Raw genomic sequence first — 25,738 nt, forward strand, 5'->3', positions numbered from 1 at the left:
CGACTCCTGTCTGAGTCGCTGACCGAATCACTGTTGTCGCGTTGCTTTTGACCAGGGCGGGGTCAGGGTAACACTCGCCCGGATACGCCGTTCTTTCACGTTAAGGCTGGCAAAAATTAGCTCAAGCATTGCTCTGGGTATTTCACTTGGTTTTAACCGCAAATCTTGCTTGCAAGCGCAGTTTCAGTCGTTGAGCTGTGTTATCGTTAGCGCTTCTTAAATTTCCCGAACACGGAGAATATCGTGAGTAACAAAGGCCAACTTTTACAAGATCCGTTTCTGAACACTTTGCGTCGGGAGCATGTACCAGTGTCAATTTACCTGGTGAACGGGATCAAACTTCAAGGCCAAATTGAGTCTTTTGACCAGTATGTTGTGTTGTTGCGCAACACAGTTACGCAAATGGTTTACAAACACGCCATTTCAACCATTGTTCCAGGTCGCGCAGTGAATTTCTCTGTCACTGAAGGCGATCACCCCGCATCCGTTGGTTGATACCCCCTTAACGCCTACCTTGTTAGTTGGGGTTGATTTCGGTTTACCTCATTTTGATAACCAATTAGAAGAATTAGGGCTACTCGCGCAAACTGCTGGTTTGTCTCCAGTTGCTCGGGTTACTTGCAAGCGTCGTGCACCGGATGCAGCGTTGTTCGTGGGCTCTGGCAAAGCCGATGAAATCAAGATGCTTGCCACTCAAATGGGTGTGCAAGAAATTCTGTTTGATCAAAGTTTGAGTCCGGCACAGCAGCGCAATCTTGAACGGCACTTAGAACTTCCGGTCAATGACAGAACGTTATTGATTCTGGAGATTTTTGGTCAACGCGCCCGCAGTCACGAAGGCAAATTGCAGGTTGAACTGGCTCGTTTGCAGTATTTGAGTACACGCTTGGTGCGTCGATGGTCACATTTGGAGCGTCAAAGTGGTGGTATCGGTATGCGAGGCGGTCCAGGTGAGAGTCAAATTGAGCTTGACCGCCGCATGATTGGCGACAGTATCAAGCGCATCAAAGAGCGTCTGATCAAAGTCAAGCGGCAGCGACAAACACAGCGTCGTCAGCGCGATCGGCGTGATGCTTTCAACATTTCGCTGGTGGGGTACACAAATGCTGGTAAATCAACGCTTTTCAATGCGCTGGTGAAAGCCAGAGTCTATGCCGCTGATCAACTGTTTGCCACGCTTGATACAACGACCCGCCAACTCTATTTGGGTGAACTGGGTTGTTCGGTCTCTTTGTCAGACACGGTTGGTTTCATCCGTGATTTGCCACACGGTTTGATTGACGCCTTTCAGGCGACTTTGCAAGAAGCCGTGGATGCAGATCTGTTGTTGCATGTGGTTGATTATTCAAGCCCAGATCACCTTGAACAAATCGCGCAGGTGCAGCGTGTATTGGCTGAGATTGGTGCTGCAGATATTCCCCAAGTGCTGGTGTTCAACAAACTCGACAGGGTTTCAGATCAGGCTCAACCTGTCAACATGGCAGACACCTTCGACCTTTCTGGCACACCAACACCTCGCGTTTTCATCAGTGCCCAAAATGCCATTGGTGTACCTGCGCTACGGCAGTTGCTTGTAGAAAAAGTTCAATCGATGCAACCTATGCACTCACCCAACACGTATTTCCCTTCAAGCCATGAGGCTGACAAGTGATTCGGCACAATTAATCTTGTTAATTCAATATCTGATTCGATGAAACATCAAATTTCAACTTTTAGTCTGTTGGCGTTGCCGCGGCGTTTGCGGGGCATGTTCAATCTGAACGATCCACGCTGGGGTCGCAGTGACGATAAAAATACCGAAACACCCTCAGCGAATAGGCCTGACGATAAGCCAAGTGCGTCGGAAGACCCCAAACCTGAAGAGCGAACGCCACCTAAAAATCCAACCCAAGGCCCCCCTGATTTAGATGAGCTTTGGCGCGATTTCAATCGTAAACTGGGTGGCTTATTTGGCCAAGTCAAAAAACCAGGACGTGGCTTTCCTTCGGGCGGTGGCAACGGAAACGGTGGTGGATTTCAACCTGACATGAAAAGTGCAGGTATCGGCGCAGGTTTGGTTGCCGTTGTCGCCTTGTTGATTTGGCTTGGAACTGGGTTTTTCATTGTCCAAGAAGGCCAACAAGCTGTGATCACTCAATTTGGCAAGTACAACTCCACAGTAGGTGCGGGCTTTAATTGGCGCTTGCCTTACCCTATTCAGCGGCATGAGTTGATTTTTGTGACCCAGATTCGCTCAGTTGATGTGGGGCGAGATGTCGTCATCAAAGCCACTGGTTTACGCGAATCAGCCATGCTCACGGAAGACGAAAACATTGTGGAGATCAAATTTGCTGTGCAATACCGATTAAATGATGCGCGCGCCTATCTTTTTGAAAGCAAAGACCCCACTGGTGCTGTGGTTCAAGCAGCCGAAACCGCGGTGCGTGAAGTGGTCGGGAAAATGAAGATGGACAGTGCCCTGTCTGATGAGCGCGACCAAATCGCTCCCAGGGTTCGTGAATTGATGCAAAAAATTCTGGATCGCTACAAGGTAGGCATTGAGGTTGTGGGTATCAATTTGCAACAAGGCGGTGTGCGTCCACCTGAGCAAGTTCAAGCTGCCTTTGATGATGTGTTGAAAGCAGGTCAGGAGCGCGAGCGTGCCAAGAATGAAGCACAAGCCTATGCCAATGACGTGGTGCCGCGAGCAGTGGGTGCTGCATCGCGTTTGAAAGAAGAAGCTGATGCGTACAAATCACGAGTGGTGGCGCAAGCCCAAGGTGACGCACAGCGCTTTAAATCTGTCTTGAACGAATACCAAAAAGCACCTCAAGTCACTCGCGACCGGTTGTATATCGATGCCATGCAGCAGATTTACAGCAGCGTAACCAAGGTCATGGTGGATTCAAAACAAGGGTCAAACCTGCTTTATTTACCGCTCGACAAATTGATTCAAATGACGGGTCAAGTGGCCGCTGACACGGCAGCGCAATCGCTGCCCACGACCTTACCTACACCTGATGCAGCGAATGCCACAGCTGTTCCCAATGAAGCGCGGTTGCGTGACGCTGCACGTGCCCGCACTCGTGAAACCCGATAGGAGCCCACAATGAACCGGTTGGGATTTATTTTTTCGTCGCTGCTTTTTTTGTTTGCCATTGCCAGTTCAATGCTGTTTGTGGTTGATCAACGTCAATTTGGTGTGGTTTTTGCACTGGGTCAAATCAAGGAAGTCATCACAGAGCCTGGCTTGAACTTCAAGCTGCCACCGCCTTTTCAGAATGTGTCGTACATTGACAAACGCCTCTTGACGCTTGACAGCACAGACAACGAACCGGTGCTGACGGCTGAGAAACAGCGTGTTGTGATTGATTGGTATGTGCGTTGGCGTATTTCTGAGCCCACCGAATACATTCGCAATGTAGGCACCACAGAGGCCGCTGGTGCCAGCCAACTCAACCGCGTGGTTCGCAATGCGTTTCAAGAAGAAATCAACAAACGCACAGTGAAAGAACTTCTCTCAGCCAAGCGTGAGCAACTGATGGATGACGTCAAGGGTGAGGTGCTGTCGCAGGTGCGTGGTATCAAACCTTGGGGTGTCGATGTGATTGATGTTCGCATCACCCGCGTCGATTATGTGGATGCCATTACCGAGTCGGTTTACCGTCGGATGGAAGCTGAGCGCAAACGCGTTGCCAATGAATTGCGTTCAACAGGTGCCGCTGAAGGTGAAAAGATCCGCGCCGATGCCGACCGCCAGCGTGAAATTACGGTGGCCAATGCCTACCGTGACGCCCAAAAAATCAAGGGTGAAGGCGATGCTGAGGCCTCCAAACTGTATGCTGAATCATTTGGTCGGGATCCCCAATTTGCCCAGTTTTATCGCAGTTTGGATGCCTACAAATCTTCGTTCAATAAAAAGAGCGATGTGATGGTGCTTGATCCTTCAAGCTCTGAGTTTTTCAAATCCATGCGTGGGGGTGTGACCTTGCCCCCGGTCAAAAAGTAAGTCAGTTGTGGACAGTGCTGTTTTCTGGTCTGCCATGGCGTTGGTGTTGGTGATTGAAGGCTTCATGCCTTTTGTCTCACCAGCAACCTGGCGCAAAACCTTCGTGCAAATATTGCAGCTCTCTGATGGCCAACTTCGTTTTTTCGGTCTGGTCAGTTTGCTGTGTGGGCTCGCACTGTTTTGGTGGGTGGCCTGACGGAATCACCCTATTAGCCCGGTAAAATCGCCTTTTTAACAGCCCTCCAAAATCACATGTCTGCTTGGGTCCTGCCGGATCACATTGCCGATGTTTTGCCGTCTGAAGCACGGCACATCGAAGAACTTCGTCGAGATCTGCTTGACATGGCGCGTTGCTACGGCTTTGAGCTGGTGATGCCGCCACTGTTGGAGCATCTTGAGTCATTGTTGTCGGGCTCTGGTGAAGCGCTTGATCTTCAAACCTTTAAATTGGTTGATCAACTCTCAGGTCGCACTATGGGGGTGCGTGCAGACTGCACGCCCCAAGTGGCTCGCATTGATGCCCATTTGCTTAACCGCTCCGGTGTGACGCGCTTGTGTTACTGCGGGTCTGTTTTACACACCTTGCCTGCAGCACCGCATGCCACACGCGAGCCCTTGCAGTTTGGGGCCGAGATTTACGGGCATGCAGGGCTAGAGGCCGACATTGAAATGTTGTCATTGGCATTGGATTGTTTGCGCGTGGCTCGCTTGAGTCAGCCCAACATCGATTTAGCGGATGCCAGTTTGGTCAAAGCACTGCTCAATGGGGTGTCTTTGAATGCATCGCGCAGGTCTCAGCTTCACGCCGCCTTGGCCGCCAAAGACAGTCCTGAATTGCGGCAGTTGACCCAAGATTTCCCTGCCCAAGTGCGCGAGGGGCTCTTGGCCTTGGTTGGCTTATATGGTGACGAATCTGTTTTGTCTGAAGCCAAAAATGCCATCCCGCCCCTACCCGGAGTGCATGAGGCGCTACAAAATTTAAAGTTTTTGGCAGATCACTTGCGAGGTGTCAATGTGACTTTTGATTTGGCTGATGTGCGCGGCTACTCCTACTACACAGGTGCCAGATTTGCTATTTATGCACCGGGTTCCAGTGATGCGTTGGTGCGTGGTGGTCGCTACGATCAAGTGGGTGCAGTCTTTGGGCGCAATCGTCCCGCCGTAGGGCTGAGCCTCGATTTAAAGGCCTTGGTTCGAGTGGTTTCGGCTCGACCGCTGCAAGCTGCTATTCGTGCGCCGTGGCGGGATGATGTGCACCTGAACGCAGCCGTAGCTGCTTTGCGCTCACGCGGAGAAATTGTGGTGTGCGTTTTGCCTGGGCATGAAAATGAGGTTGATGAATTCTTGTGCGATCGCGAGCTGACGCAGGTTGCCGGGCAATGGGTCGTTCAATCGGTGTAAACCAAAACATAAGTGAAGCAACAAATGAATGCAATCAAAGGTCGGAATGTGGTCGTTGTGGGCACCCAATGGGGAGACGAAGGCAAAGGGAAGTTGGTCGATTGGTTGACCGAGAGCGCCCAAGGTGTGGTGCGTTTTCAAGGTGGGCACAACGCTGGCCACACACTGGTCATCAATGGCATCAAAACCGCGTTGCATTTGATTCCCAGCGGCATCATGCGGCCTGGGGTGAAGTGCTACATCGGCAACGGTGTGGTGCTGTCTGCTTCCAAATTGTTTGAAGAAATTGCTGGCTTGGAAAAAGTGGGTGTGGATGTGCGTTCGCGTTTGCGCATCAGCGAAGCCTGTCCGTTGATCTTGCCTTTTCATGCGGCATTGGATGTGGCGCGTGAGGCGGCGCGTGAGCAAGGCGGCAGTGAAAAAATTGGCACAACTGGCCGTGGCATTGGCCCGGCTTACGAAGACAAAATTGCCCGTCGTGCGCTGCGCGTTCAAGACCTTAAATTCCCCGAGCGATTCGCCAACAAACTGCGCGATTTGCTTCATTTACACAACCACGTACTGACCACCTTTTTGGGTTCCAAAAACTTTGATTTTGGTGCCACGTTAGCGCCTTACATGCATAACGGTGAGGTTCAGTTTCAAGCGGTTTATGACGAGGCCATGCGCCATGCTGAGCTGCTCAAACCCATGATGGCCGATGTCTCGCGTGAGCTCAACGACGCCCATGCCAATGGTGAAAACCTGCTATTTGAAGGTGCGCAAGGCACGCTGTTGGATGTCGACCATGGCACTTATCCTTTTGTCACTTCAAGCAATTGTGTGGCGGGCAATGCCGCTGCTGGTGCGGGTGTCGGCCCTAGGCTGCTGCATTACATTTTGGGCATCACCAAAGCCTACTGCACCCGTGTCGGTGGCGGGCCTTTCCCGACCGAATTGGAGTGGGAAGTGGCTGGCACACCGGGCTGGCACATGAGTACGGTGGGTGCTGAAAAAGGTGTCACGACAGGTCGCAGCCGCCGTTGCGGCTGGTTTGATGCGGCTTTGCTCAAACGCAGTGCCCAAGTCAATGGCCTGACAGGCCTATGCATCACCAAGCTGGATGTGCTTGATGGTTTGAAAGAACTCAAGCTCTGCACCGGCTACGAGCTTGATGGCGAGATCACAGACATTTTGCCCATGGGTGCCGATGACATCGCCCGCTGCAAGCCCATCTATGAAACCCTTGAGGGATGGAGCGACAGCACTGTGGGCGTGACCCAATATGAGAAATTGCCAACGGCGGCACGCTTGTACTTGCAACGCATTGAGCAAGTCACTGGTGTGCCCATTCATGTGATCTCCACCAGCCCGGATCGCGACCACACCATCATGATGCGCCACCCGTTTTTGGCTGACTAAATATTTAAGCAAAATTGACCTCTAGCGCTTGATAAGCAAGCGTGAGTAACTCTATATTTAGGAGCGGACTGATGTTGACAGAAGACGGTAAACACTTGTATGTGAGTTATGACGAATACCATAATTTGATTGAAAAACTGGCCATCAAAATATTTCAATCGGGCTGGGCATTCGACACCATTTTGTGTCTCGCGCGTGGCGGCATGCGCCCTGGTGACATTCTTTCGCGCGTGTTTGACAAGCCTTTGGCCATCATGTCTACCAGCTCGTACCGGTCTGAAGCGGGTACTGTCCAAGGTAACCTCGACATCGCTCACTACATCACCACCCCCAAGGGTGAAATTGCTGGCAAGGTGTTGGTGGTAGATGACCTGGCTGATTCAGGGCACACCTTAGCGGCCGTCATGCAGCAGCTGAAAAACAATTACAAACCCATCACCGAGCTGCGCAGTGCCGTGATTTGGACCAAGGCCGTATCGACCTTTGAACCCGATTACTGTGTGGAGCATTTGCCTACCAATCCCTGGATACATCAGCCTTTTGAGAGCTATGACAGTTTGCGCCCTGAGCAATTGATCTCCAAGTGGAGCGTCTGAGTTTGTTGCTGACACGCCATGGCTGATTTCACCACCACCCTGATTCACCATCCTTACCAGCCACCAGCTGGTTTTGTCGCGCCTCAGCCTGGCGTGTTCAAGGCTTCAACCGTGTACTTTCCCAATGTGTGCGCCATGCGCGAGTTCGATTGGAAAGACAAGTCTGCCTACACCTATGGCTTGCACGGCACGCCCACCACTTACACCCTTGAAGCGCGCTTGTGTACCTTGGAGGGAGGCCAACAGTGCTTGTTGGTTCCCAGTGGTCTGGCGGCAATTGCCACGGTGTCTTTGGCCTTGCTTCACGCTGGTGACGAGGTGCTTTTGCCAGACAACGCTTACGGCCCATCCAAAGCGCTGGCTGAGGGGGAGCTGACTCACTGGGGCATCACCCACCAGTATTTCGACCCCATGGATCCGGCCGATTTGGCTGCCAAAATTTCACCTCGTACCAAACTGGTGTGGCTTGAAGCAGCGGGCTCTGTGACCTTGGAGTTCCCTGATTTGGTGGCGCAGGTTCGTTTGTGCAAAGCGGCTGGCGTGTGCTGTGCGCTAGACAACACCTGGGGGGCTGGCTTGGCGTTCAAGCCGTTTGACCTGACGCCTGAGGTGTCTCCGGCGCTGGCCGTAGACATCTCTGTTCATGCTTTGACCAAATACCCAAGCGGCGGCGGCGATGTGTTGATGGGCAGCATCATCACCCAGCATGAGCCACTGCACATGAAGCTCAAGCTCTGTCATATGCGCCTTGGTTTGGGTGTGGCCGCCAACGATGCCGAGTTGGTGCTGCGCTCATTGCCCAGCATGGCCTTGCGTTACCACGCGCATGACGTAACCACGCGCGAGTTGGCGCTGTGGTGCGAGCAGCGCGCAGAGTTTGCCCAAGTGTTGCATCCTGCCTTGCCACATTCACCCGGCCATGCCCATTGGCATGCCCTGTGTGGTCATGCCAATGGGGGGGCAGCGGGTTTGCTCAGCGTGGTGTTTAAGCCTGAATTCAGCCAAGCCCAGGTGGACGCGTTTTGTAACCACTTGACCTTGTTCAAAATTGGTTACAGCTGGGGCGGCCCAGTCAGCTTGGTCATGCCCTACGAGCTGGCCAGCATGCGCCAAAGTTGGCCAACGCATCTGCAACAGGGCATTTTGGTGCGCTTTTCTGTGGGGTTGGAAGCTGCGGCAGATTTGCAAGCTGATGTGTCAAATGCGTTGAACGCATTGATTTGATCGGCTGGCCTCTGCTGTTTCTGCTTCAGTTGCCCAGCCGGGTAAAATTAAAGCATTAACTTGAAAGCACACCTTGGCAACACCTAATTACGGCTACGAAAAACGTCAAAAAGAATTGGCGAAAAAGAAGAAAAAAGAAGAGAAACTCAAAGAAAAAGCCCAGCGTAAAGTAGGTGAGGGTGCCTCTGACGGGCATTCTGCTGATGACACCCATGAAGTCTCCAGCCCAACGGCTGAATGATCCCTATTGTGGGCCGTCACATTTTTTAAAAAGTTGATGTGCAGCAGCCTGCAAGCTCTCGCTGCTGCGGTCTGGTAACTGTATTTTTTGCGCCTGTGCGATGCCTGTGAAGTTGCGTTGCATGGACTGAAGATAGGCCGGGTCGTAGTGCTGTTTGAGCAAATCCATCACCACGGGTGCAAACTCACCTGCATGTGCCTGTTGCTGCCATGCCTCCACCACCTTGTGGCCTTTGAGCGGGACCAACACCGACAGACGGTCACAAAAATAGGTCACATCACGCACCAAGTGGCTGTAGTCTTCTAGGAGCAACGCCACCCGCTCTTCATCAGAGAGCTGAAGGTCAACACAGTCGCTGAGTCGCATGGCTTCGATCAGGCAAGAGGGCACACTCAGATTGCCCACTTTTTTGCTTTCACTTTCCACAAAGATGGGTTGGTTGGCGTTGAAGTGGCGCAATTTGTCCCAAATCAAGGTTTCGAACCGCTTTTGGCTGGGCTGCATCTGGCCTGGAATGGCGCCCAGGACAGAGCTTCGGTGCTGCGCCAGGTCTTCCAGATCAAGCACTTGCGCGCCAGCTGCCGCCATCGTCTGCAGCAAGCGTGTTTTGCCGCTGCCCGTGGGGCCACAAATCACCTTGAAACACAGTGCCGTAACCAAGCGTGCCGTGTCTTGCACCAGCGCGGCGCGAAAAGCCTTGTAGCCACCTTCCACCAGCGTCACGCGAAATCCGATTTGACTCAGCACCAACGCCAATGAACCGCTGCGTTGACCGCCACGCCAGCAATAGGCTAATGGCTTCCAGTCTCTGGCCTTGTCCAGCAGCTCGCGCTCAATGTGTGCGGCTATGTTGCGTGCGGCCATGAAGGCGCCCCGCTTGCGCGCTTCAAATGGGTTGACTTGCTTGTACAGCGTGCCAATCTCAATGCGCTGCGCGTTGTTCAAGGTTGGCCAGTTGACGGCGTCGGGCAGGTGATCCAGGGCGAATTCGGCTTCGCTGCGGGCATCGATCACGGTATCAAAATCGGCCCAACGGGCGATCACTTCGCTGGCAGGCAGGGGTGTCAAGCTCATTGCAATCCTTTTTGAATGGCTGGCCACACATGGGTCAAAACCAGCGGGTGCGCTGCTTCCTTGAGGTGAATTCGGTCAGCCTGAAACCACTTCAAACTGTCAGGTTCTTCAGTGATGCGTGGTGGGAAAAACGGTACCAGCGCCACGCGCTGGGTTTGGGCAATTTTGGCGTAGGCGTCTGAAAAGGCTGCTGCATAACTGCGCCCATAGTTAGGTGGGATTTGCATCCCCAGCAACAGCACCCGCGCATGCGCTTGCTGCGCCATTTGCGTCAGGGTCTTCAGGTTGTCATGGGTCAGCGCAAGGGGAAGCCCACGCAAGGCGTCGTTGCCACCCAGTTCAATCACCACCAGTGTCGGCTGATGCTGTGCCAGCAAAGCCGGCATTCTGGAGCGGCCGCCCGAGGTGGTGTCGCCGCTGATGCTGGCGTTGATGACTTGGACAGACATCTTTTCAGCAAGCAACTTTTTCTCAAGCAAAGCCACCCAACCGGTGCCGCGTTTCAGACCATACTCAGCACTCAGCGAGTCGCCCACAACCAAAATTCGGTGGGGGCGCTTTTGCGGCAGCGGCGCGGCTTGCGAGCTGCTTTGCAACCCTACAAGCCAGGGCGCAACGCCAGCCAAGATAAAGTGGCGGCGTTGAAAAGAAATAAACGGATAGAAGGAAGTCATGTCAGATTGCATCATTTCGGTAGAGCATGTGTTTAAGAGCGTCACCGACTCCACTGGCACGCTGGCTATTTTGCGTGATATTGATTTTTCTTTGGCGCCTAAGGAAACCGTGGCCATTGTCGGTGCGTCTGGGTCGGGTAAAAGCACCCTGTTGTCTATTTTGGCGGGCTTGGACACGCCCACACAAGGCACGGTACGTTTGGCCGGGCAAGACCTTTTTGCCCTGACAGAAGATCAGCGTGCGGCACTGCGGGCTGAAAAAGTGGGTTTTGTGTTCCAAAGCTTTCAACTGCTGGGCAACCTCACGGCACTTGAAAACGTGATGTTGCCGCTGGAACTGGCCGGCCGTCGGGATGCCCGCCAAACTGCCAAAGACATGCTGGCGCGGGTGGGCTTGGCGCAACGCCTGGGGCATTACCCCAAAGTGCTCTCAGGTGGCGAGCAGCAGCGGGTGGCGTTGGCGCGTGCTTTTGTGGTGCAACCGGCATTGCTGCTGGCCGATGAGCCCACCGGTAGCCTGGACTTTGCCACGGGTGAGACCGTGATGGCACTGATGTTTGATTTGAACCGCGAACTCGGCACCACCCTGGTGCTGGTGACGCACGACAAAGCCATTGCCGCCCGCTGCCAGCGCGCCATCACCATCGAGGCTGGTTGCATCGTTTAGCCGGCGCTTCATCTCCAAAAAAGCGTGTCCACCTACCCCGATAATTGAGGCATGTCTACCCCTAAAACTCTGTTCGGCTTTCACGCCGTGGGCGTGCGCCTGAAAACCGCGCCCCAGTCCATGCTTGAAATTTTTGTTGACCCCAGCCGCCGTGATGCCCGCATGCGCCAATTTGTCGAGCGCGTGGCCGAAGTCGGTGTGCGCTTGCAAGAGGCCGATGGTGTGCGTTTGGCGCGTCTGTGCGGCAGCCATGGCCACCAAGGGGTGGTTGCCAGGGTCAACGCCATTGCGCAGGTGCATTCGTTGGATGAATTGCTGGAGCAGCTGGAAGCGGCCAACCAAGACCTGCCTGTGGCTGAGCGCGTGCAGCCATTGATTTTGGTGCTGGACGGTGTCACAGACCCGCACAACCTGGGTGCCTGCTTGCGCGTGGCCGATGGCGCCGGTGCCCACGCCGTGATTGCCCCCAAAGACCATGCTGCGGGCATCAATGCCACGGTGGCCAAAGTGGCCAGTGGCGCGGCCGAGACCGTGCCGTATTTCATGGTGACCAACCTGGCGCGCACCTTGAACGAGCTTAAAGAGCGCAACATTTGGGTCATTGGCACCAGTGACCAAGCCACGCAAACGTTGTACCAAGCCGACCTGAAAGGCCCGGTGGCGCTGGTGCTGGGTGCAGAGGGCGATGGCATGCGCGCCTTGACCGCCAAAACCTGTGACCAGCTTGTCAGCATTCCCATGCGCGGCGCGGTGGAGAGCCTGAATGTGTCGGTGGCCAGCGGCGTGTGCTTGTATGAAGCGCTGCGCCAACGCCTGGCAGTACCGCCCACTGTGGCCTGATGTCGGCTGAAACGAAAGGTTAATTACTATGAAATTAAGAGCTATTGGCGCAATATTAACGGGTGTTACAGCCCTATTTTTATTGACAAGTTGTACCCAGGAGCAGCAAAACAAAATCAGCCGCGACATCCAGAACTGGACTGGCACCAACGGCGTGCTGGAGTTTTATGCAGGTGACAAAGTGGTGCGTCGGTTCGTGAAAATTGACAAGCTCTCCACCGCCATGGGCACCCAGGACAACCTGCCACGACCCTACCGCTACGGCTATGGCGTGCTCGATGAAAACCTGAATTTCATCGCCGACCCAGGCGAGAAAAAGGTTTATTTCGAGATCAGCGACTACGCCTCCAACTACCTGTTTTTTGAAAACCCACACTGACATGCCGTGGGTTGAGCGGTTAACAGGGGCGTGGATGCCCAACACATGCGTTTGAAGGCTGCTGCGGTATCGGCTGACTTTCGGCCAGACATCAACGCATTGCGCGCCTTGGCGGTATTGGCTGTGGTGGCCTACCACTACGGCGTGCCATACGCGGGCGGTGGTTTTGCCGGTGTGGATGTTTTTTTTGTCATCTCTGGGTTTTTGATCGGCTCCCATATCTTGTCAGCGCATGCGCGCGGCCAGTTTTCTTTCGCTGCCTTTTTCCAAGCGCGACTGCGGCGCATTTTCCCGGCGCTGGCGGTGATGAGCCTGGCCTGCCTGCTGTGGGGCTGGTGGTTTGTGCTGCCCTATGACTACCTGAAAAGCACGCGGCACGTGATGGCTGCGTTGTTCTTTTTATCCAATCTGGCGTTCACTGGCGAGCAGGGGTATTTTGATGTGGCAGCGCATGCCAAACCCCTGTTGCACACCTGGTCGCTGTCGGTCGAGGGGCAGTTTTACGTGCTGTTGCCGTTGCTGGTGGCTGTGATCTGGCGCTGGGCACGTGGCTGGCTGGCACCCGTGTTGGGGCTGCTGTGGTTGGTCTCATTGGGCTGGGCCGTGTGGCAGGGAATCGCCCATCCAGCGGATGCTTTCTACAGCTTGTGGACCCGTGCTTGGGAATTTTTGTCGGGCTGCTTGTTGGGTGTCTGGGCGCCGGCCTGGCGTTCGCACAAGCTGCAAAACAGTGTGTCAGCCTTGGGGCTGCTGCTGGTGCTGGGCAGTTTCATGGGTCTGTCGGCGCACATGACATGGCCGGGTCTGTGGACGCTGCTGCCTGTAGCGGCTGCGGTGGCCTTGATGGCTGCGGCAGACGCGCCGCTGACTGCTCGGCTGTGGCGCACCTGGCCGCTGCAGCGTTTGGGGGACGTGTCTTACTCATGGTATTTGTGGCACTGGCCGGTGCTGGTGTTTGCGCGTCAATACCTGCTCACTGACTCCGGCGAATTGGCGCCGGTGCAATTGCTGGCGCTGGCTGCGCTGTCGTTGCTGCTGGCGGTGCTGAGCTGGCGCTGGGTCGAGCAGCCGGTTCGCCGGCGCCAAGGCTGGTGGCAGGTGCGCCGGTTGCTCATTGGGGTGGCCGTGGCGTGGCTGCTGGTGTTGTTGTGGGGGGCGTTTGTGGTCAAAAACCAGGGCGTGCCACAGCGTTTGCCAGCTTATGTGCAAAAGGCCTCAGCGGCGGTGTTTCTCAATACCCCGCGCGATGAGTGTTTTCGTTTGCCTGAAGGCGTTAAACGGGTGCCCGAGCCCTTTTGTTTTTTTGGCACAGGCACAGTGCAAGCGCCCAGTTTGTTGCTGTGGGGCGACTCCCATGCCAACCAATACCTGACCGCTCTGACGGATGCTGCAGCCAGCCTGGGGCAGGGCGGGCTGATTGCCACCCAAGGTGCTTGCCGTGCCTTGTTGGCTGACCAACCCAGCCATTTGCCGGACAGCATTGCGCCGCACTGCGAGGCGTTTAACCGCGAGGTCAACGCGCTGCTGGCGCAAACACCCTCCCTCCAGACCCTGGTGATCGGGCGCGTGTGGGGTTCAGATGCCAGCCTGGGGCAAAGCGTGACTTTGGTGCGGTACTGGGTTGGGCAGGGCAAGCGGGTGCTGTTGTTGGGGCCGTTGCCTGAACCGGGTCGGGATGTGCCACAAAGCTGGTCTTTGCAGCAGCTCAAAGCCGGTCATGCCATTGAAGAGGTGACTGTGCCGCTGGCTACACAGCAGCATGCACTGGCCATGCGCCAGACCTTGCAAGCTGAATTGGCCGAGCCCCTGTGCCGCGGGCAAGTGGTGCTGTTTGACCCGATGCAAGCCTTGTGCGACGCGCAGGTGTGCCGTTTGGCAGAAAACGGCGAGGCCAATTTCAGAGATGCCTCGCACCTGTCGCACACCGCTTCATTGCGTTACACGCCAGCGCTGCGCACGGCTTTGGCGCAGTTGCAGCAGCCGTTGCAAGCAACATCTGCCTGCAACATACCGTTGATAACCCACCAAAAATAACGCGGCTCAAAAGCCGCGTTGGAAAGTGGGGTAAGGGGTTGAGCTGCAGGTTAAAGCAACTTACTCAACCTTGGCTTTGCTGCGAAGCTCGTTTTGGTATTGCGCCAATTTTTGTTGTTGCAGTTGTTGTGACACTTGGGGCTTGACATCTTCCAGCTTGGGTAGTTGGGCGTCGCGCACATCGTCAAGGCGGATCACGTGATAGCCAAATTGTGATTTGACTGGGGTGTCAGTCAGCTGGCCTTTGGTCAGGGCGGTCAAGGCAGTGGCAAATTCAGCCACGTAGTTGCCAGCCGGTGCCCAATCCAGGTCGCCGCCCTTGGCGCCAGAGCCTGGGTCTTTGCTGGATTTTTTGGCAATTTCATCAAATTTGCCACCTTTTTTCAGCTGCGCAATGATGGCTTTGGCTTCGGCTTCTTTTTCAACCAGAATGTGGCGGGCACGGTATTCCTTGCCACTGTTGGCGGCGGCAAATTTGTCGTATTCAGCCTTGATCTCTGCGTCTGTCACAGCGTGGGTTTTTTGGTAATTGGTGAAGAGTTCACGAATCAAAATGGTTTGGCGCGCCAATTCCATTTGGGTTTTGAAGTCTTCAGAGGTGTCGAGCCCCATTTTTTGAGCTTCTTGAATGAACACTTCGCGGGCAATCACCTCGTCTTTGATTTGCTGTTGCATCTCGGGGGTGACTTGGCGGCCAGAGCGCGCCACTTGCTGGCTCAGCGCCTCTACCCGCGCCATCGGCACGGCTTTGCCATTGACGATGGCCACGTTTTGCGCATCTGCCACGGCAGACAGGCTGCCCATCAGGGCGACAAAAGCAATACTTGAGACAAGTTTGTGTTTCATGCAAATTTCCTGCAGTTCAAAAAGATAAAAAGAGTGGGGTGGGGTTTCTGCCCAAAGCGGTTAAACCGTGGGCGTTTGGGCTTCAATGGCCAGCGCGTGCAGACCTTGAGCCATGAAATCTTGGAGCGCATCATACACAAGCCGATGCCGCGCCACGAGTGACTTGCCGGCGAAAGCCCTAGCCGTGAGGCGCACCCTGAAATGGGTGCCGAACCCCGTGCCGTTGGCACCCGCGTGGCCGTGGTGTTGCGCGCTCTCGTCTACCACTTCAAGCTGACTGGGTTGTAGCACCTGTTGCAAGCGTTGTTGCAACAGGGCGGCGGTTGGAGCTGGATGCGTCATGTGAAGGAGCGAGGTGTGTGAATGAAGGGGGCGGGCATGAATCGAGCGTTGCAGCGTTGTGGCAAGACGGTTTCAAGGGCTGGGTGTTTTTGATTCGTCTGCGACCAGGTATTTTGAAATGTAAAAACCCTGCCCGACAATGAACACCAGTGGAAAGGCATAGCCCCATAGCTTGAAGTTCACCCAGGCCTCGGTGCTGTAGTAGGCAGCTACATAGGCGTTGATCAGCGCCATGAACGCGGTGTACATCACCCACCACACATTCAGCCGCATCCACACCGGCTCTGGCAGGGTCAGCTGGCTGCCCAGCAGCATTTTCAGAAAATTTTTCTTGTAGACCCAAACCGCTACCGCCAGCGCAATGGCCATGGCAGCGTAGAGCACGGTGGGCTTCCATTTGATGAAACGGTCGTCATGCAACACCAGGGTGAGCGTGCCAAACACCAGCACCAGTGCCAGCGTCACCTTGTGCATCATTTGCAGCTTGCGGTCTATGCCGTAAATCAGCGCCATTTGCAGCACAGTGGCCGCCATCAGCACGCCAGTGCCAATGTAAATGTCATAGACCTTGTAGGCACCAAAAAACAGCAGAATGGGAAAGAAGTCGATCAGTATTTTCATGAGGGGGTGAAGTTTAACGAGGCCGAGTTCATGCAGTAGCGCAACCCGGTGTCGGTGGGGCCGTCTTCAAACACATGACCCAGGTGCGCGCCGCATTGGCTGCACACGGTCTCGACGCGGCGCATGCCGTGGCTGTGATCCGTGATTTCGGTGATGGCACCTGGCACTGCCAATGAAAAACTGGGCCAGCCGCAGCCTGCGTCGAATTTGGTGCGGGCGTCAAACAGCTTCTGGCCGCAGCACATGCAGTGGTAGCTGCCATCGGCCCAATGGGCTGCATATTTGCCGGTGAACGGGCGCTCGGTGGCGGCGCGGCGGGTGACTTGAAACGCACCAGGTTCAGCGGCTTTGTCAGCCAGCAGGGCTTGCCACTCGGCGTCGGTGTGGGTAATGGGGTAGGGCATGGTGGTCTCCGGTTCAATACAACATCAAGAACTGCAACTGATGGCAATGTTGGCAGCCCAGTCTGGCGGGAAGCCCGCCCAGGCTTGTGCACTGGGGTGCTCGTCAAACGGGTGTTGCAACACCTGCAGCAGATGCGCCAGCACCGAGAAATCTTTGGCTTTGGCGGCGCGGATGGCTTCTTCTGCCATGTAGTTGCGCAGCACATACTTGGGGTTTGTTTTAAGCATCAAATCGGCCTGTAGCGCTTTATTTATATGCAATGATAGCTCTGAATAATGAAGCAACCAGCGGTCAAAACCAGGTCGATCCAGAAACATGTCACGCACAGGTTCAAAGTGTTGTGTGGCCACAGCAACGCTCAAGCGCCGCCAAAACAGGGTGTAGTCCACTCGCGTGGCACCCAGCAAAGACAGCAGCTCGCTGATGAGTGCAGCTTGCGCGGGGTCTGGTGTGCCGGGTAATACCTCTGCGACCTCTGCGCCTGTGGCCGCCCATGCCGGTGTCAGCCCCAGTTTGGCGCACATCAAGCGGTGCCAGTGGCTTTTGAAGCTGGGCTCAAACTGGTTCAGCGCTGCCATCGCCAGGGTTTGGTCTTTCATCAACGGCATCAACGCCTGTGCCAGTGCATACAGGTTCCAGTGCGCAACGCTGGGCTGGGCTTGAAAGGCGTAGCGCCCACTGCGGTCGGTATGGTTGCAAATGTGGTCGGGGTCGTAGCCATCCAAAAACTGAAAGGGGCCATAGTCCATGGTCAGCCCCAGCAAGCTCATGTTGTCGGTGTTCATGACGCCATGGCAAAAGCCTACCGATTGCCAATGTGCCAGCGTCAGCGCTGTGCGTTGGCTGGCCCAGTGCAGCAAATTCACATACACATTGGGCGCATCGGCGGTGGTGGCCAGGCACTCTGGGGCATAGCGCTCCAGGCAATAGTCGGCCAGCGTTTTGAGCTGGTCGTTTTGGCGGCGTGCCGAGAAATGTTCAAAATGACCAAAGCGGATAAAGCTGGGTGCCACGCGGGTGACCACGGCGGTAGTTTCAAGCGTTTCACGCCACACCTCATCGTCTGAGCCGACCACGCACAACGCCCGCGTGGTGGGAATGCCAAGGCCATGCATGGCTTCACTGCACAAAAACTCCCGAATGCTGCTGCGCAACACGGCTCGGCCATCGCCCATGCGGGAGTAAGGCGTGAGCCCCGAGCCCTTGAGCTGTAATTCGAGGCCATTGACTTCACCCAACAAAATGGCGCGCCCGTCGCCCAGCTGACCGGCCCAATTGCCAAACTGGTGGCCGCTGTAAACGCTGGCCAAGGGTTGCGTGCCGCTGATCGGCCAGTTGCCCGCCAAACCTTGCAGCAACTCGTGGCTGTGTAAAAGAGCCGGGTTCAAGCCCAGGAGTTCAGCCACCGGCAGGCTGCTAGCCACCCAGTAAGGCTGGGAGATGGGTTCAGGTGCCAGTGGGGTATAAAAATCTGTGCCAAGTTGCTGAAACCGGTTGTTCCAACTCAAACCGGTTTGGACACACTGCATGGATGTGCGTGGAGAAGTCATGGCTGAATTGTGTCTGCGCCGCGTCAAACCTGCGGTATGCAGGGGCATGGGCACGGGTTCCGGATGTTGCTGATGTTGAGATGTTGAGGGTTTGAGGGTTTGAGGGTTTAACCCGGCAGGGCGACTGGGTCAGGGGCGTGCGGTTTTGGGGTGAAAGCACGCGCGGGGCTGACGGCCATGGTACGCCAGCTCCGCTTTCGCGCGCATTTCACCCCAAAGCCCGGTCCCCTGACCCAATCACCCCACCTTGCGTGGTTTGGATTCGAAAATTTATAAGAAAACAGCCTGTAGCCCATGTAAATCAAGCATGAACAGCTACTATTTTTGTTGTGACTGCCAGTACAACCTCCACACAGATAAGGCGTGGTGGTTGGGTCAGGTGACCGGGCTTTGGGGGTGAAGGCGCGCGAAAGTGGTGCTGGCGTACCAAGGCCATTAGCCCCGCGCGTGATTCACCCCCAAAACCGCATGCACCTGACCCAGCCGCCGCGCCGTGCCAGAGCCACCAAAGCAGCCAAGCCAGAGCCACCAAAGCAGCCAAGCCAGAGCCACCAAAGCAGCCAAGCCAGAGCCACCAAAGCAGCCAAGCCAGAGACACCACTGCTCAAGCCGAGCCACTTGGACCTGTTCCCGCCGAGCCAATTTTTTGGCAGTACCATGCCATTCCCTGAAGCAACCCCATAGAGGAGACACCCATGCTCGGATTGATGCAAAACCAAGCCCTTTCCATTTCGTCGCTGATCGAATTTGCCGAACGCCACCATGGCGAAGGGCAAATCGTCTCGCGCCGGGTTGAGGGCGACATTCACCGCTACACCTACAAAGAAGCCGCGCAGCGCTCGCGCCAATTGGCCGGTGTGCTCGATACCTTTGGCGTGCAGATGGGCGAGAGGGTGGCCTCGATTGCCTGGAACGGCTACCGCCACCTGGAAATGTATTTTGGCGTGAGCGGCTCAGGCCGGGTCTTGCACACCATCAACCCGCGCATGGCACCAGAGCAAATTGCTTGGGTGATGAACCACGCGCAAGACCAAATGGTGTGCTTTGACATGACGTTTTTGCCCATTGTCAAAGCCATTCACAGCAAATGCCCCAGCGTGAAGCACTGGGTGGCGCTGTGTGATACAGACAAAGTTCCTGCCGATAGCGGCATTCCTAACCTGCTCAGTTACGAGGCCTTGCTGTTGGTGCAGTCCACACGCTACAGCTGGCCTGAGCTGGATGAAAACACCGCATCAAGCATGTGCTACACCAGCGGCACCACCGGCAACCCCAAAGCCGCGCTCTACAGCCACCGCTCCACCGTGCTGCACGCTTATGCGGCTGCGCTGCCAGATGTGATGTGCTTGTCAGCCCGCGACTCGATTTTGCCGGTGGTGCCCATGTTTCACGTCAACGCCTGGGGCATTCCCTATTCGGCCGCGCTCACCGGCGCCAAACTGGTGTTTCCAGGGCCGGGCATGGACGGCAAGTCGATTTACGACCTGATCGAGTTGGAAGGCGTGACCTACGCCGCTGGCGTGCCCACCATCTGGCAAATGTTGCTGGGCCACATGGAGCCCAACAAACTGCGCTTTTCCACCCTCAAACGCACGGTGATTGGCGGCTCGGCCTGCCCGCCGGCCATGATCACGGCCTTCAACGATGTCTATGGCGTGGAAGTGTTGCACGCCTGGGGCATGACCGAGATGAGCCCGCTGGGCACGCTGTGCACCTTGAAAAACAAACACCTCAGCCTGTCCAATGAAGACAAGATGAAAGTGCGGCTGAAACAAGGCCGTGCCATTTTTGGTGTCGACATGAAAATTGTCGACGCAAGCGGTGCTGAGCTGCCCTGGGACGGCAAAACCTATGGCGACCTGCTGGTGAAAGGCCCGTGGGTGATGCGCGAATACTTCAAAGGCGTGGGTGATGTTGAGGCCGTCATGCCGCTGGTGGATGGCTGGTTTCCCACGGGCGACGTGGCCACCATCGATGCCGATGGCTACATGCAAATCACCGACCGCAGCAAGGATGTGATCAAGTCTGGCGGCGAATGGATCAGCTCGATTGACATCGAAAACATCGCCGTGGCGCACCCCGCCGTGGCCATGGCGGCCTGCATTGGCATGGCACACCCCAAGTGGGACGAGCGTCCGATCATTGCCGTGGTGAAAAAACCCGGCCAAGAGGTCACGCGTGAGGCGTTGATTGCGTTTTATGAAGGCAAAGCCGCCAAATGGCAAATTCCTGATGACGTGGTGTTTTTGGACGCCATTCCAATGGGTGCCACCGGCAAAATGCAAAAAACCAAGCTGCGTGAAGTGCTCAAAGACTACAAATTGCCTGATTTGCGTTAAGGGCGACCCAACGCTGCCCCCCCGTAAAGGGCGGAGTTTGGTGAACGCGAGGCACCTTAATTCCGTGATTCATGCGTTTCGGTTCCGAGATTTACGCAGATACATTCCGCAATTTACGTTAAGTATTTCCTGGATTTACGATACGATGCGCACATGAATATGACATCTCTTTACCCGCGTCGGATCGAGCCACGCATTGCTGAAGCTTTGCAGGACACGCCAGTTGTATTGCTTGCAGGCCCGCGTCAGGCAGGCAAGACAACCCTGGTGAAGCAGATAGCGCAGCAGCAGCAACTGCGCTATCTGACGATGGACGATGAGTTGACCTTGTTGTCGGCTCGGGAAGACCCTGTGGGGATGATTCGCAGCTTGGATCGGGCAGTGATCGATGAAATTCAGCGTGCACCCCAGTTACTGCTTGCCATCAAAAAAAGCGTGGATGAAGATCGCCGCCCCGGACGCTTTCTACTGACCGGGTCAGCCAACCTGATGGCATTGCCTACCGTGGCCGACTCGCTTGCCGGGCGGATGGAGACCTTGTCGTTATTGCCCTTGTCGCAGAGCGAAATCGAGTTGCAATCAGCCAACTGGATCGACTGCGCTTTCGCAGGCCAGATTCTCAAGGCAGACCAGCCCGCACTGGGGAATGATCTGATCGAACGTGTGCTGCGCGGCGGCTACCCGGAAGTGATTTCGCGCGCTACACCGAAGCGTCGTGTGACGTGGACCCGGCAGTACATCGATGCCATCATCCAGCGGGATGTCCGTGACGTGGCTGGTATTGAGAAGCTCGCTCAGTTGCCCCGATTCCTGCGTGCTTTAGCGCAGACGGCTGGCCAGATGTGTAACTACACCCAGCTTGGCGGTCAGGTAGGGATCGATGGCAAGACAGCCTCCCGCTATGTTGGTGCCTTCGAGCAGATGTACCTGCTCAAGCGCATTGACGTCTGGGAGCGAAACAGACTCAACCGTGTAGTCAAGACGCCCAAGCTGCAGTTCATCGACTCCGGCCTGCTGGCATCGCTACTTGATTTGACAGCTGACGAAGTGCAGCAGGATCGCACGCGGTTTGGCAATGTGCTGGAAACCTTTGTTTTTGGGGAACTGCTTAAACACACGACCACGGCAGACGGGGACTATCGCCTGCTGTACTACCGGGACGCTGACAAGGTCGAGGTCGATGTCGTGATCGAAAACACAGCGGGCAAGTTGGTAGGCGTTGAAGTGAAGGCGGCAGCCACTGTCAAGGAGAGCGACCTGCGTGGCCTGAAAAAGCTGGCCCACATTGCGGGCAATCAATTCAAGATGGGGGTGTTGCTGTACGACGGTACCGAGACGATGCCGCTGGGCGACGGTATCTGGGCAGCGCCATTGTCGACCTTGTGGGGTGTGTAAAAGCAAAAGCGCGACATTAAAGTGTCGTGCTTCAGTGAACTTTGTCACGCAGCGACAGTCGCTGCAGCCTGCGGCGCGTTGGCCACTACCGCCCGCCTACCCACCAAATTCCCCACCACATTAACCGCCTCGCGCATCCCCTGCGGCGACAGGTGCGCATACCGCATCGTCACCTTCGGATCGTGATGCCAGAGCAGCTTTTGCACTTCGTACAGGCTGCGCCCGGCGTTGACGAGAAAACTCGCATAACTGTGGCGCAAGTCATTCAGGCGAAGCCAAAAAAAATAAAACTGACGTGGAAACGCATGACCCAACTGGTCAACGATGGGCTACCCACCCCAAGAATTCTTCATCCATGGCCAGAGCAGCGCTTTGCCGTCAAACACCCAAGGTAAGAGCTGTATGCCCGAATTGGGCACGTACGGATATGTGCGGGGGGCGCTCAGTAATGGGTGTCTCTACCGCGATTCGTTGCGCGTTTCACTCCCTCTCCCTCTGGGAGAGGGCAGGGGTGAGGGCTTCCTGCAACCAAGTGACACGAACATCCGCCCTCACCCTAACCCTCTCCGAAAGGGAGAGGGAATAAATCCACATCAGTTTGAATCGCACCCGTCTGTTGCCCTTTCATCAGCGCACAGGCTGCTGCCGGGTAAGCTTCGGGCTTGTCCGATTTTTGACTTTTTTGAATTGCATGGCATTTTTCACCCTTTCACTGCTCAACGGCATCAGCTACGGGCTGCTGCTGTTCATGCTCAGCGCCGGGCTGACGCTGATTTTCAGCATGATGGGCGTGCTCAACTTTGCCCACGCGTCGTTTTACATGCTGGGCGCTTACTTTGGCTTCCAGCTTACCGAATGGCTGGGCTTTGGGGCTGCGCTGGTGTTAGCGCCGTTGCTGGTGGGCGGCTTGGGTGCAGGGTTTGAGCGCTTTGTGCTGCGCCGCGTGCACCGGTTTGGCCATGTGGCCGAACTGCTGATTACCTTTGGCATGAGCTATGTGATGTTGGAGCTGGTGCAGCTGGTGTGGGGGCGCAGCTCGCTCGACTACCGGGTGCCGCAAGTGCTGGATGGCCCCTTGTTCACACTGTTTGGCACCCAGTTTCCGCTGCTGCGTGCCTTCATGATGGCGGTGGCACTCTTGATGCTGGTGGCGCTGTGGCTGCTGCTCACCCGCACCCGGATGGGCTTGGTGATTCAGGCCGCGCTCACCCACCCCGACATGACTGAAGCGCTGGGGCACAACGTGCCCCGTGTCTTCATGCTGGTGTTTGGCGGTGGCTGTGCGCTGGCCGGTTTGGCTGGGGTGATCGGTGGCACTGCGTTTGTCACCGAGCCTGGCATGGCCGCATCGGTGGGGGGCATTGTGTTTGTGGTGGTGGTGGTGGGCGGCATGGGCTCGTTGGCTGGGGCGTTTTTGGCGTCGCTGCTGATTGGCCTGATGCAGACTTTTGCTGTCGGCATGGAGGTGTCGGCCGTGTCCCTGCTGGGGCGCATGGGGTTGGTGTTGACCCAGCACACACCTGGTTATGCCCTGTGGCAGCTCAAGGTGAGCCAGGTGGCACCGATCTTGCCGTATGTGTTGATGGTGGTGATGCTGATCTTCCGGCCGCGTGGGCTGCTCGGCACCCGGGGGGACTGATGGCGGGCACACCCAAAAGCGCCACCGTGCTGGCGGGCAAGCCGGTTAATCTGAGCCGCATTGCGGTCTGGAGCCTGTATGCGCTGGTGTTGACGCTGGCACCACTGGTGTTTGACAGCAGCTTGAGCCTGACGCTGCTGAGCCAAATGGGCATCGCCATCATTGTGTGTCTCAGTTTCAACATGCTGCTGGGGCAGGGCGGCATGCTCAGCTTCGGCCACGCGGTGTATTCGGGCATGGGGGCGTTTTTGGGCATCCACACCCTGAACCTTGTCACCGACGGGCTGGCGCTGCCGGTGAGCTTGATCCCGGTGGTGGCTGGCTTGGGCAGCATGGTGCTGGCGCTGGTGCTGGGCTGGGTCACCACGCACCATGCGGCCACACCGTTTGCCATGATCACCTTGGGCGTGGGCGAGTTGGTGTGGGCCATGGCGCTGATGTTTCCGGCGTTTTTTGGTGGCGAAGGCGGTGTCTCTGGCAACCGGGTGGCGGGGCAGGCGGTGTTTGGCATCACCTTTGGCCCGCAAATCCAGCTCTATTACCTGATTGCGGCCTACACCTTGGTCTGCACCGCGCTGATGTTTGCCTTTACCCGCACGCCGCTTGGCTGCATGCTGAATGCGGTGCGGGACAACCCGGAACGCGTGGCCTTTGTGGGCTACAACACCCACATGGTGCGGTACTTGGCGTTTGTGCTGGCAGCATTTTTTGCCGGAGTCTCTGGCGGCCTGGCGGCGCTGCATTTTGAAATTGTCACTGCCGAGGTGGTTAGCGGCTACCGCTCTGGGGCTTATTTGTTGTTCACCTTTTTGGGCGGCGCTACTTTCTTTTTTGGCCCGATTTTGGGTGCGGTGCTGATGGTGCTGGCGTTTGTGCTGTTGTCGGGGTTCACCCAGGCCTGGCTGCTGTATGTGGGGCTGCTCTTTTTGGTGATGGTGGTGCATGCGCCGGGGGGCGTGGCCAGCCTGATCATGATGAACCTGCGGCTGGCCAAGTTTGGGTTTTTGCGCCCACTGTGGGTCAGTTACCTGGCGCTGGCGGCCACGGCGCTGGTGGCCTTGGTCGGTGCGGCGACGATGATCGAGATGGTCTACCACCTGCAGCTCAATGCGGCGCTGGGGCCCGAGCTGGTGTTCATGGGCATCCGCTTGAATGCCACAAGCATCAACTGTTGGTGCGGCGCCGCCTGGGTGATGCTGACCGGGCTGGGGTTGTTTGAGCTTTGCCGGCGCCAGTTTGTGCACGACTGGCGCCAGATTCAAGCCAGCATTGAGCGCGACATCTGCCGCCAAGAGGCCGCGCTGTGAGCCAGACCGCACCCGCCTTGGCGTTGGAACTTAAAAACTTGCGCAAAAGCTTTGGCAAGACCGACATCATTTGTGGCATCAGCATGGTGGTTCAGCCCGGCGAGCGCATTGGCATCATTGGCCCCAATGGCGCGGGTAAGTCCACGCTGTTTAACCTGATCAGCGGGCGCATGGCGCCCAGCAGTGGTCAGATTTGGCTCAACGGCAAGCGGGTTGACGGCAAACCAGCGTTTGAGATCAACCGCTTGGGGCTTTCCCGCAGCTTCCAGATCACCAACCTCTTTCCGCGCCTGACTGTACGCGAGAACCTGCGTTGTGGCGTGCTGTGGAGCCTGGGCTACAAATACACGTTTCTGAAATTTTTGCTTGACCTGCATGATGTCAATGACCGTGTTGAAGCGCTGATGGACAGGGTGCACCTGGGTAAAAAGCGCGACACCCTGGCCATGAACCTGACCTATGCCGAACAGCGCGCGCTAGAGATTGGCATTACCCTGGCTGGTGGCGCGCCAGTGATCTTGCTCGACGAGCCCACGGCGGGCATGAGTCAGAGTGAATCCAGCCGCTTCATGCACCTGATCAAAGCCGCCACCGTGGGCAAAACGCTATTGACTGTAGAGCACGACATGGGCGTGGTGTTTGGACTGGCAGACAAAATTGCGGTGCTGGTGTATGGCGAGTTGCTGGCCTTTGACAGCCCTGAGGCGGTGCGTGCCGATGCCCGGGTGCAAGCTGCCTACCTGGGTGCCCTGGCGGCGCCTGCTGCGGGATAAAG

27 protein-coding genes are annotated in these 25,738 nt (G+C 56.2%); 19 read left to right on the forward strand and 8 right to left on the reverse strand.

Going from position 1 to position 25,738, the window contains the following annotated elements:
* The first annotated feature begins 243 nt into the window (after nt 1-243).
* The 10 genes from hfq to PHT20_RS08930 all read left to right on the forward strand — a co-directional run bounded on the left by hfq (nt 244) and on the right by PHT20_RS08930 (nt 8,851).
* Nucleotides 244-495, forward strand: coding sequence for an RNA chaperone Hfq (gene hfq, locus PHT20_RS08885; RefSeq protein WP_300087081.1), 252 nt, complete (start codon nt 244-246; stop codon nt 493-495).
* On the forward strand, nt 488-1,651 hold the full coding sequence (gene hflX, locus PHT20_RS08890; protein ID WP_301020241.1) for a GTPase HflX: 1,164 nt from the start codon (nt 488-490) through the stop codon (nt 1,649-1,651). Before hfq ends, hflX begins: the two co-directional genes overlap by 8 nt.
* A gap of 39 nt (nt 1,652-1,690) precedes the next feature.
* Complete coding sequence (gene hflK / locus PHT20_RS08895) at nt 1,691-3,079, forward strand: FtsH protease activity modulator HflK (RefSeq protein ID WP_301020242.1); 1,389 nt, start codon at nt 1,691-1,693, stop codon at nt 3,077-3,079.
* 9 nt (nt 3,080-3,088) lie between these two features.
* The gene (gene hflC / locus PHT20_RS08900) at nt 3,089-3,988 is read left to right on the forward strand and encodes a protease modulator HflC (protein ID WP_301020243.1); all 900 of its coding nucleotides are present in this window, start codon (nt 3,089-3,091) and stop codon (nt 3,986-3,988) included.
* A 7-nt stretch (nt 3,989-3,995) separates the two neighbouring features.
* Nucleotides 3,996-4,184 carry a DUF2065 domain-containing protein gene (locus PHT20_RS08905; RefSeq protein WP_301020244.1) on the forward strand — a complete coding sequence of 63 codons (189 nt, stop codon included), beginning with the start codon at nt 3,996-3,998 and terminating at the stop codon, nt 4,182-4,184.
* Between the two features lie 56 nt (nt 4,185-4,240).
* On the forward strand, nt 4,241-5,389 hold the full coding sequence (locus PHT20_RS08910) for an ATP phosphoribosyltransferase regulatory subunit (RefSeq protein ID WP_300087069.1): 1,149 nt from the start codon (nt 4,241-4,243) through the stop codon (nt 5,387-5,389).
* A 24-nt stretch (nt 5,390-5,413) separates the two neighbouring features.
* The gene (locus PHT20_RS08915; RefSeq protein ID WP_301020245.1) at nt 5,414-6,790 is read left to right on the forward strand and encodes an adenylosuccinate synthase; all 1,377 of its coding nucleotides are present in this window, start codon (nt 5,414-5,416) and stop codon (nt 6,788-6,790) included.
* 71 nt (nt 6,791-6,861) lie between these two features.
* Nucleotides 6,862-7,386 (forward strand): phosphoribosyltransferase family protein, encoded by a 525-nt coding sequence (locus tag PHT20_RS08920; RefSeq protein WP_300087063.1) that lies wholly within the window; start codon nt 6,862-6,864, stop codon nt 7,384-7,386.
* Between the two features lie 18 nt (nt 7,387-7,404).
* Entirely contained in the window at nt 7,405-8,610 is a 1,206-nt protein-coding gene (locus tag PHT20_RS08925) for a PLP-dependent transferase (protein WP_301020246.1), read from the forward strand.
* A 73-nt stretch (nt 8,611-8,683) separates the two neighbouring features.
* Nucleotides 8,684-8,851, forward strand: coding sequence for a hypothetical protein (locus PHT20_RS08930; RefSeq protein ID WP_301020247.1), 168 nt, complete (start codon nt 8,684-8,686; stop codon nt 8,849-8,851).
* A 3-nt stretch (nt 8,852-8,854) separates the two neighbouring features.
* On the opposite strand, the gene mnmH is transcribed toward PHT20_RS08930, so the two are convergent.
* Complete coding sequence (gene mnmH, locus PHT20_RS08935; RefSeq protein ID WP_301020248.1) at nt 8,855-9,925, reverse strand: tRNA 2-selenouridine(34) synthase MnmH; 1,071 nt, start codon at nt 9,923-9,925, stop codon at nt 8,855-8,857.
* Nucleotides 9,922-10,599 carry an arylesterase gene (locus tag PHT20_RS08940; RefSeq protein WP_301020249.1) on the reverse strand — a complete coding sequence of 226 codons (678 nt, stop codon included), beginning with the start codon at nt 10,597-10,599 and terminating at the stop codon, nt 9,922-9,924. The genes mnmH and PHT20_RS08940 overlap by 4 nt, the downstream gene beginning before the upstream one ends.
* Here PHT20_RS08940 and PHT20_RS08945 point away from each other — a divergent pair.
* The 4 genes from PHT20_RS08945 to PHT20_RS08960 are packed head-to-tail and all read left to right on the forward strand — an operon-like array spanning nt 10,598 to nt 14,519.
* Nucleotides 10,598-11,266, forward strand: a complete 669-nt coding sequence (locus PHT20_RS08945) for an ABC transporter ATP-binding protein (protein WP_301020250.1) — start codon at nt 10,598-10,600, stop codon at nt 11,264-11,266. The genes PHT20_RS08940 and PHT20_RS08945 overlap by 2 nt on opposite strands.
* A gap of 51 nt (nt 11,267-11,317) precedes the next feature.
* On the forward strand, nt 11,318-12,106 hold the full coding sequence (rlmB, locus tag PHT20_RS08950) for a 23S rRNA (guanosine(2251)-2'-O)-methyltransferase RlmB (protein WP_301020251.1): 789 nt from the start codon (nt 11,318-11,320) through the stop codon (nt 12,104-12,106).
* Between the two features lie 28 nt (nt 12,107-12,134).
* On the forward strand, nt 12,135-12,485 hold the full coding sequence (locus tag PHT20_RS08955) for a hypothetical protein (RefSeq protein ID WP_301020252.1): 351 nt from the start codon (nt 12,135-12,137) through the stop codon (nt 12,483-12,485).
* Nucleotides 12,486-12,530: 45 nt separating this feature from the next.
* Complete coding sequence (locus PHT20_RS08960; RefSeq protein ID WP_301020253.1) at nt 12,531-14,519, forward strand: acyltransferase family protein; 1,989 nt, start codon at nt 12,531-12,533, stop codon at nt 14,517-14,519.
* Nucleotides 14,520-14,579: 60 nt separating this feature from the next.
* Here the strand turns inward: PHT20_RS08960 and PHT20_RS08965 are convergent, their stop codons facing one another.
* From PHT20_RS08965 to PHT20_RS08985, 5 genes are all read right to left on the reverse strand, one after another.
* The gene (locus PHT20_RS08965; protein ID WP_300081993.1) at nt 14,580-15,365 is read right to left on the reverse strand and encodes a peptidylprolyl isomerase; all 786 of its coding nucleotides are present in this window, start codon (nt 15,363-15,365) and stop codon (nt 14,580-14,582) included.
* A 60-nt stretch (nt 15,366-15,425) separates the two neighbouring features.
* Entirely contained in the window at nt 15,426-15,707 is a 282-nt protein-coding gene (locus PHT20_RS08970; RefSeq protein WP_301020254.1) for a BolA family protein, read from the reverse strand.
* 72 nt (nt 15,708-15,779) lie between these two features.
* Entirely contained in the window at nt 15,780-16,328 is a 549-nt protein-coding gene (locus tag PHT20_RS08975) for a septation protein A (RefSeq protein ID WP_301020255.1), read from the reverse strand.
* Nucleotides 16,325-16,732: a peptide-methionine (R)-S-oxide reductase MsrB gene (msrB, locus tag PHT20_RS08980; protein WP_301020256.1), complete on the reverse strand. Its 408-nt coding sequence runs from the start codon at nt 16,730-16,732 to the stop codon at nt 16,325-16,327. The genes PHT20_RS08975 and msrB overlap by 4 nt, the downstream gene beginning before the upstream one ends.
* Before the next feature lie 24 nt (nt 16,733-16,756).
* Nucleotides 16,757-18,262 carry a protein adenylyltransferase SelO gene (locus tag PHT20_RS08985; RefSeq protein ID WP_301020282.1) on the reverse strand — a complete coding sequence of 502 codons (1,506 nt, stop codon included), beginning with the start codon at nt 18,260-18,262 and terminating at the stop codon, nt 16,757-16,759.
* A gap of 716 nt (nt 18,263-18,978) precedes the next feature.
* Here PHT20_RS08985 and PHT20_RS08990 point away from each other — a divergent pair.
* Both PHT20_RS08990 and PHT20_RS08995 read left to right on the forward strand, forming a co-directional pair.
* A complete protein-coding gene (locus PHT20_RS08990) occupies nt 18,979-20,622 on the forward strand; it encodes a 3-(methylthio)propionyl-CoA ligase (protein ID WP_300082005.1) in 1,644 nt (547 codons plus the stop codon).
* Nucleotides 20,623-20,775: 153 nt separating this feature from the next.
* Nucleotides 20,776-22,017 carry an ATP-binding protein gene (locus PHT20_RS08995; protein WP_300082008.1) on the forward strand — a complete coding sequence of 414 codons (1,242 nt, stop codon included), beginning with the start codon at nt 20,776-20,778 and terminating at the stop codon, nt 22,015-22,017.
* Nucleotides 22,018-22,061: 44 nt separating this feature from the next.
* Here the strand turns inward: PHT20_RS08995 and PHT20_RS09000 are convergent, their stop codons facing one another.
* A complete protein-coding gene (locus tag PHT20_RS09000; protein WP_301020257.1) occupies nt 22,062-22,277 on the reverse strand; it encodes a tyrosine-type recombinase/integrase in 216 nt (71 codons plus the stop codon).
* Between the two features lie 431 nt (nt 22,278-22,708).
* Between PHT20_RS09000 and PHT20_RS09005 the strand changes: the two genes are divergently transcribed.
* Genes PHT20_RS09005 through PHT20_RS09015 form a run of 3 tightly spaced genes read left to right on the forward strand, consistent with a single transcriptional unit; the run spans nt 22,709 to nt 25,736 of the window.
* Nucleotides 22,709-23,656, forward strand: coding sequence for a branched-chain amino acid ABC transporter permease (locus PHT20_RS09005; protein WP_301020258.1), 948 nt, complete (start codon nt 22,709-22,711; stop codon nt 23,654-23,656).
* Nucleotides 23,656-24,963, forward strand: a complete 1,308-nt coding sequence (locus PHT20_RS09010; protein WP_300082016.1) for a branched-chain amino acid ABC transporter permease — start codon at nt 23,656-23,658, stop codon at nt 24,961-24,963. Before PHT20_RS09005 ends, PHT20_RS09010 begins: the two co-directional genes overlap by 1 nt.
* Nucleotides 24,960-25,736 carry an ABC transporter ATP-binding protein gene (locus PHT20_RS09015; RefSeq protein WP_300082019.1) on the forward strand — a complete coding sequence of 259 codons (777 nt, stop codon included), beginning with the start codon at nt 24,960-24,962 and terminating at the stop codon, nt 25,734-25,736. The genes PHT20_RS09010 and PHT20_RS09015 overlap by 4 nt, the downstream gene beginning before the upstream one ends.
* Nucleotides 25,737-25,738 lie beyond the last annotated feature (2 nt).

Source organism: Rhodoferax sp. (assembly GCF_028715765.1).
Taxonomy (GTDB): Bacteria; Pseudomonadota; Gammaproteobacteria; order Burkholderiales; family Burkholderiaceae_C; genus Rhodoferax.

Excerpts from the sequence above, each read along its gene's own strand:
- hflK (WP_301020242.1), top strand. The coding sequence starts at position 1,691 with ATGAAACATCAAATTTCAACTTTTAGTCTGTTGGCGTTGCCGCGGCGT.
- PHT20_RS08975 (WP_301020255.1), bottom strand. The coding sequence starts at position 16,328 with ATGAAAATACTGATCGACTTCTTTCCCATTCTGCTGTTTTTTGGTGCC.
- PHT20_RS08955 (WP_301020252.1), top strand. The coding sequence starts at position 12,135 with ATGAAATTAAGAGCTATTGGCGCAATATTAACGGGTGTTACAGCCCTA.
- PHT20_RS08985 (WP_301020282.1), bottom strand. The coding sequence starts at position 18,262 with ATGCAGTGTGTCCAAACCGGTTTGAGTTGGAACAACCGGTTTCAGCAA.
- PHT20_RS09010 (WP_300082016.1), top strand. The coding sequence starts at position 23,656 with ATGGCGGGCACACCCAAAAGCGCCACCGTGCTGGCGGGCAAGCCGGTT.
- mnmH (WP_301020248.1), bottom strand. The coding sequence starts at position 9,925 with ATGAGCTTGACACCCCTGCCTGCCAGCGAAGTGATCGCCCGTTGGGCC.
- PHT20_RS08910 (WP_300087069.1), top strand. The coding sequence starts at position 4,241 with ATGTCTGCTTGGGTCCTGCCGGATCACATTGCCGATGTTTTGCCGTCT.
- PHT20_RS09005 (WP_301020258.1), top strand. The coding sequence starts at position 22,709 with ATGGCATTTTTCACCCTTTCACTGCTCAACGGCATCAGCTACGGGCTG.
- PHT20_RS08920 (WP_300087063.1), top strand. The coding sequence starts at position 6,862 with ATGTTGACAGAAGACGGTAAACACTTGTATGTGAGTTATGACGAATAC.
- PHT20_RS08940 (WP_301020249.1), bottom strand. The coding sequence starts at position 10,599 with ATGACTTCCTTCTATCCGTTTATTTCTTTTCAACGCCGCCACTTTATC.
- hflC (WP_301020243.1), top strand. The coding sequence starts at position 3,089 with ATGAACCGGTTGGGATTTATTTTTTCGTCGCTGCTTTTTTTGTTTGCC.
- PHT20_RS08970 (WP_301020254.1), bottom strand. The coding sequence starts at position 15,707 with ATGACGCATCCAGCTCCAACCGCCGCCCTGTTGCAACAACGCTTGCAA.
- PHT20_RS08945 (WP_301020250.1), top strand. The coding sequence starts at position 10,598 with ATGTCAGATTGCATCATTTCGGTAGAGCATGTGTTTAAGAGCGTCACC.
- PHT20_RS08915 (WP_301020245.1), top strand. The coding sequence starts at position 5,414 with ATGAATGCAATCAAAGGTCGGAATGTGGTCGTTGTGGGCACCCAATGG.
- PHT20_RS08995 (WP_300082008.1), top strand. The coding sequence starts at position 20,776 with ATGAATATGACATCTCTTTACCCGCGTCGGATCGAGCCACGCATTGCT.
- PHT20_RS08965 (WP_300081993.1), bottom strand. The coding sequence starts at position 15,365 with ATGAAACACAAACTTGTCTCAAGTATTGCTTTTGTCGCCCTGATGGGC.
- PHT20_RS08960 (WP_301020253.1), top strand. The coding sequence starts at position 12,531 with ATGCGTTTGAAGGCTGCTGCGGTATCGGCTGACTTTCGGCCAGACATC.
- msrB (WP_301020256.1), bottom strand. The coding sequence starts at position 16,732 with ATGCCCTACCCCATTACCCACACCGACGCCGAGTGGCAAGCCCTGCTG.
- PHT20_RS08990 (WP_300082005.1), top strand. The coding sequence starts at position 18,979 with ATGCTCGGATTGATGCAAAACCAAGCCCTTTCCATTTCGTCGCTGATC.
- rlmB (WP_301020251.1), top strand. The coding sequence starts at position 11,318 with ATGTCTACCCCTAAAACTCTGTTCGGCTTTCACGCCGTGGGCGTGCGC.
- PHT20_RS08925 (WP_301020246.1), top strand. The coding sequence starts at position 7,405 with ATGGCTGATTTCACCACCACCCTGATTCACCATCCTTACCAGCCACCA.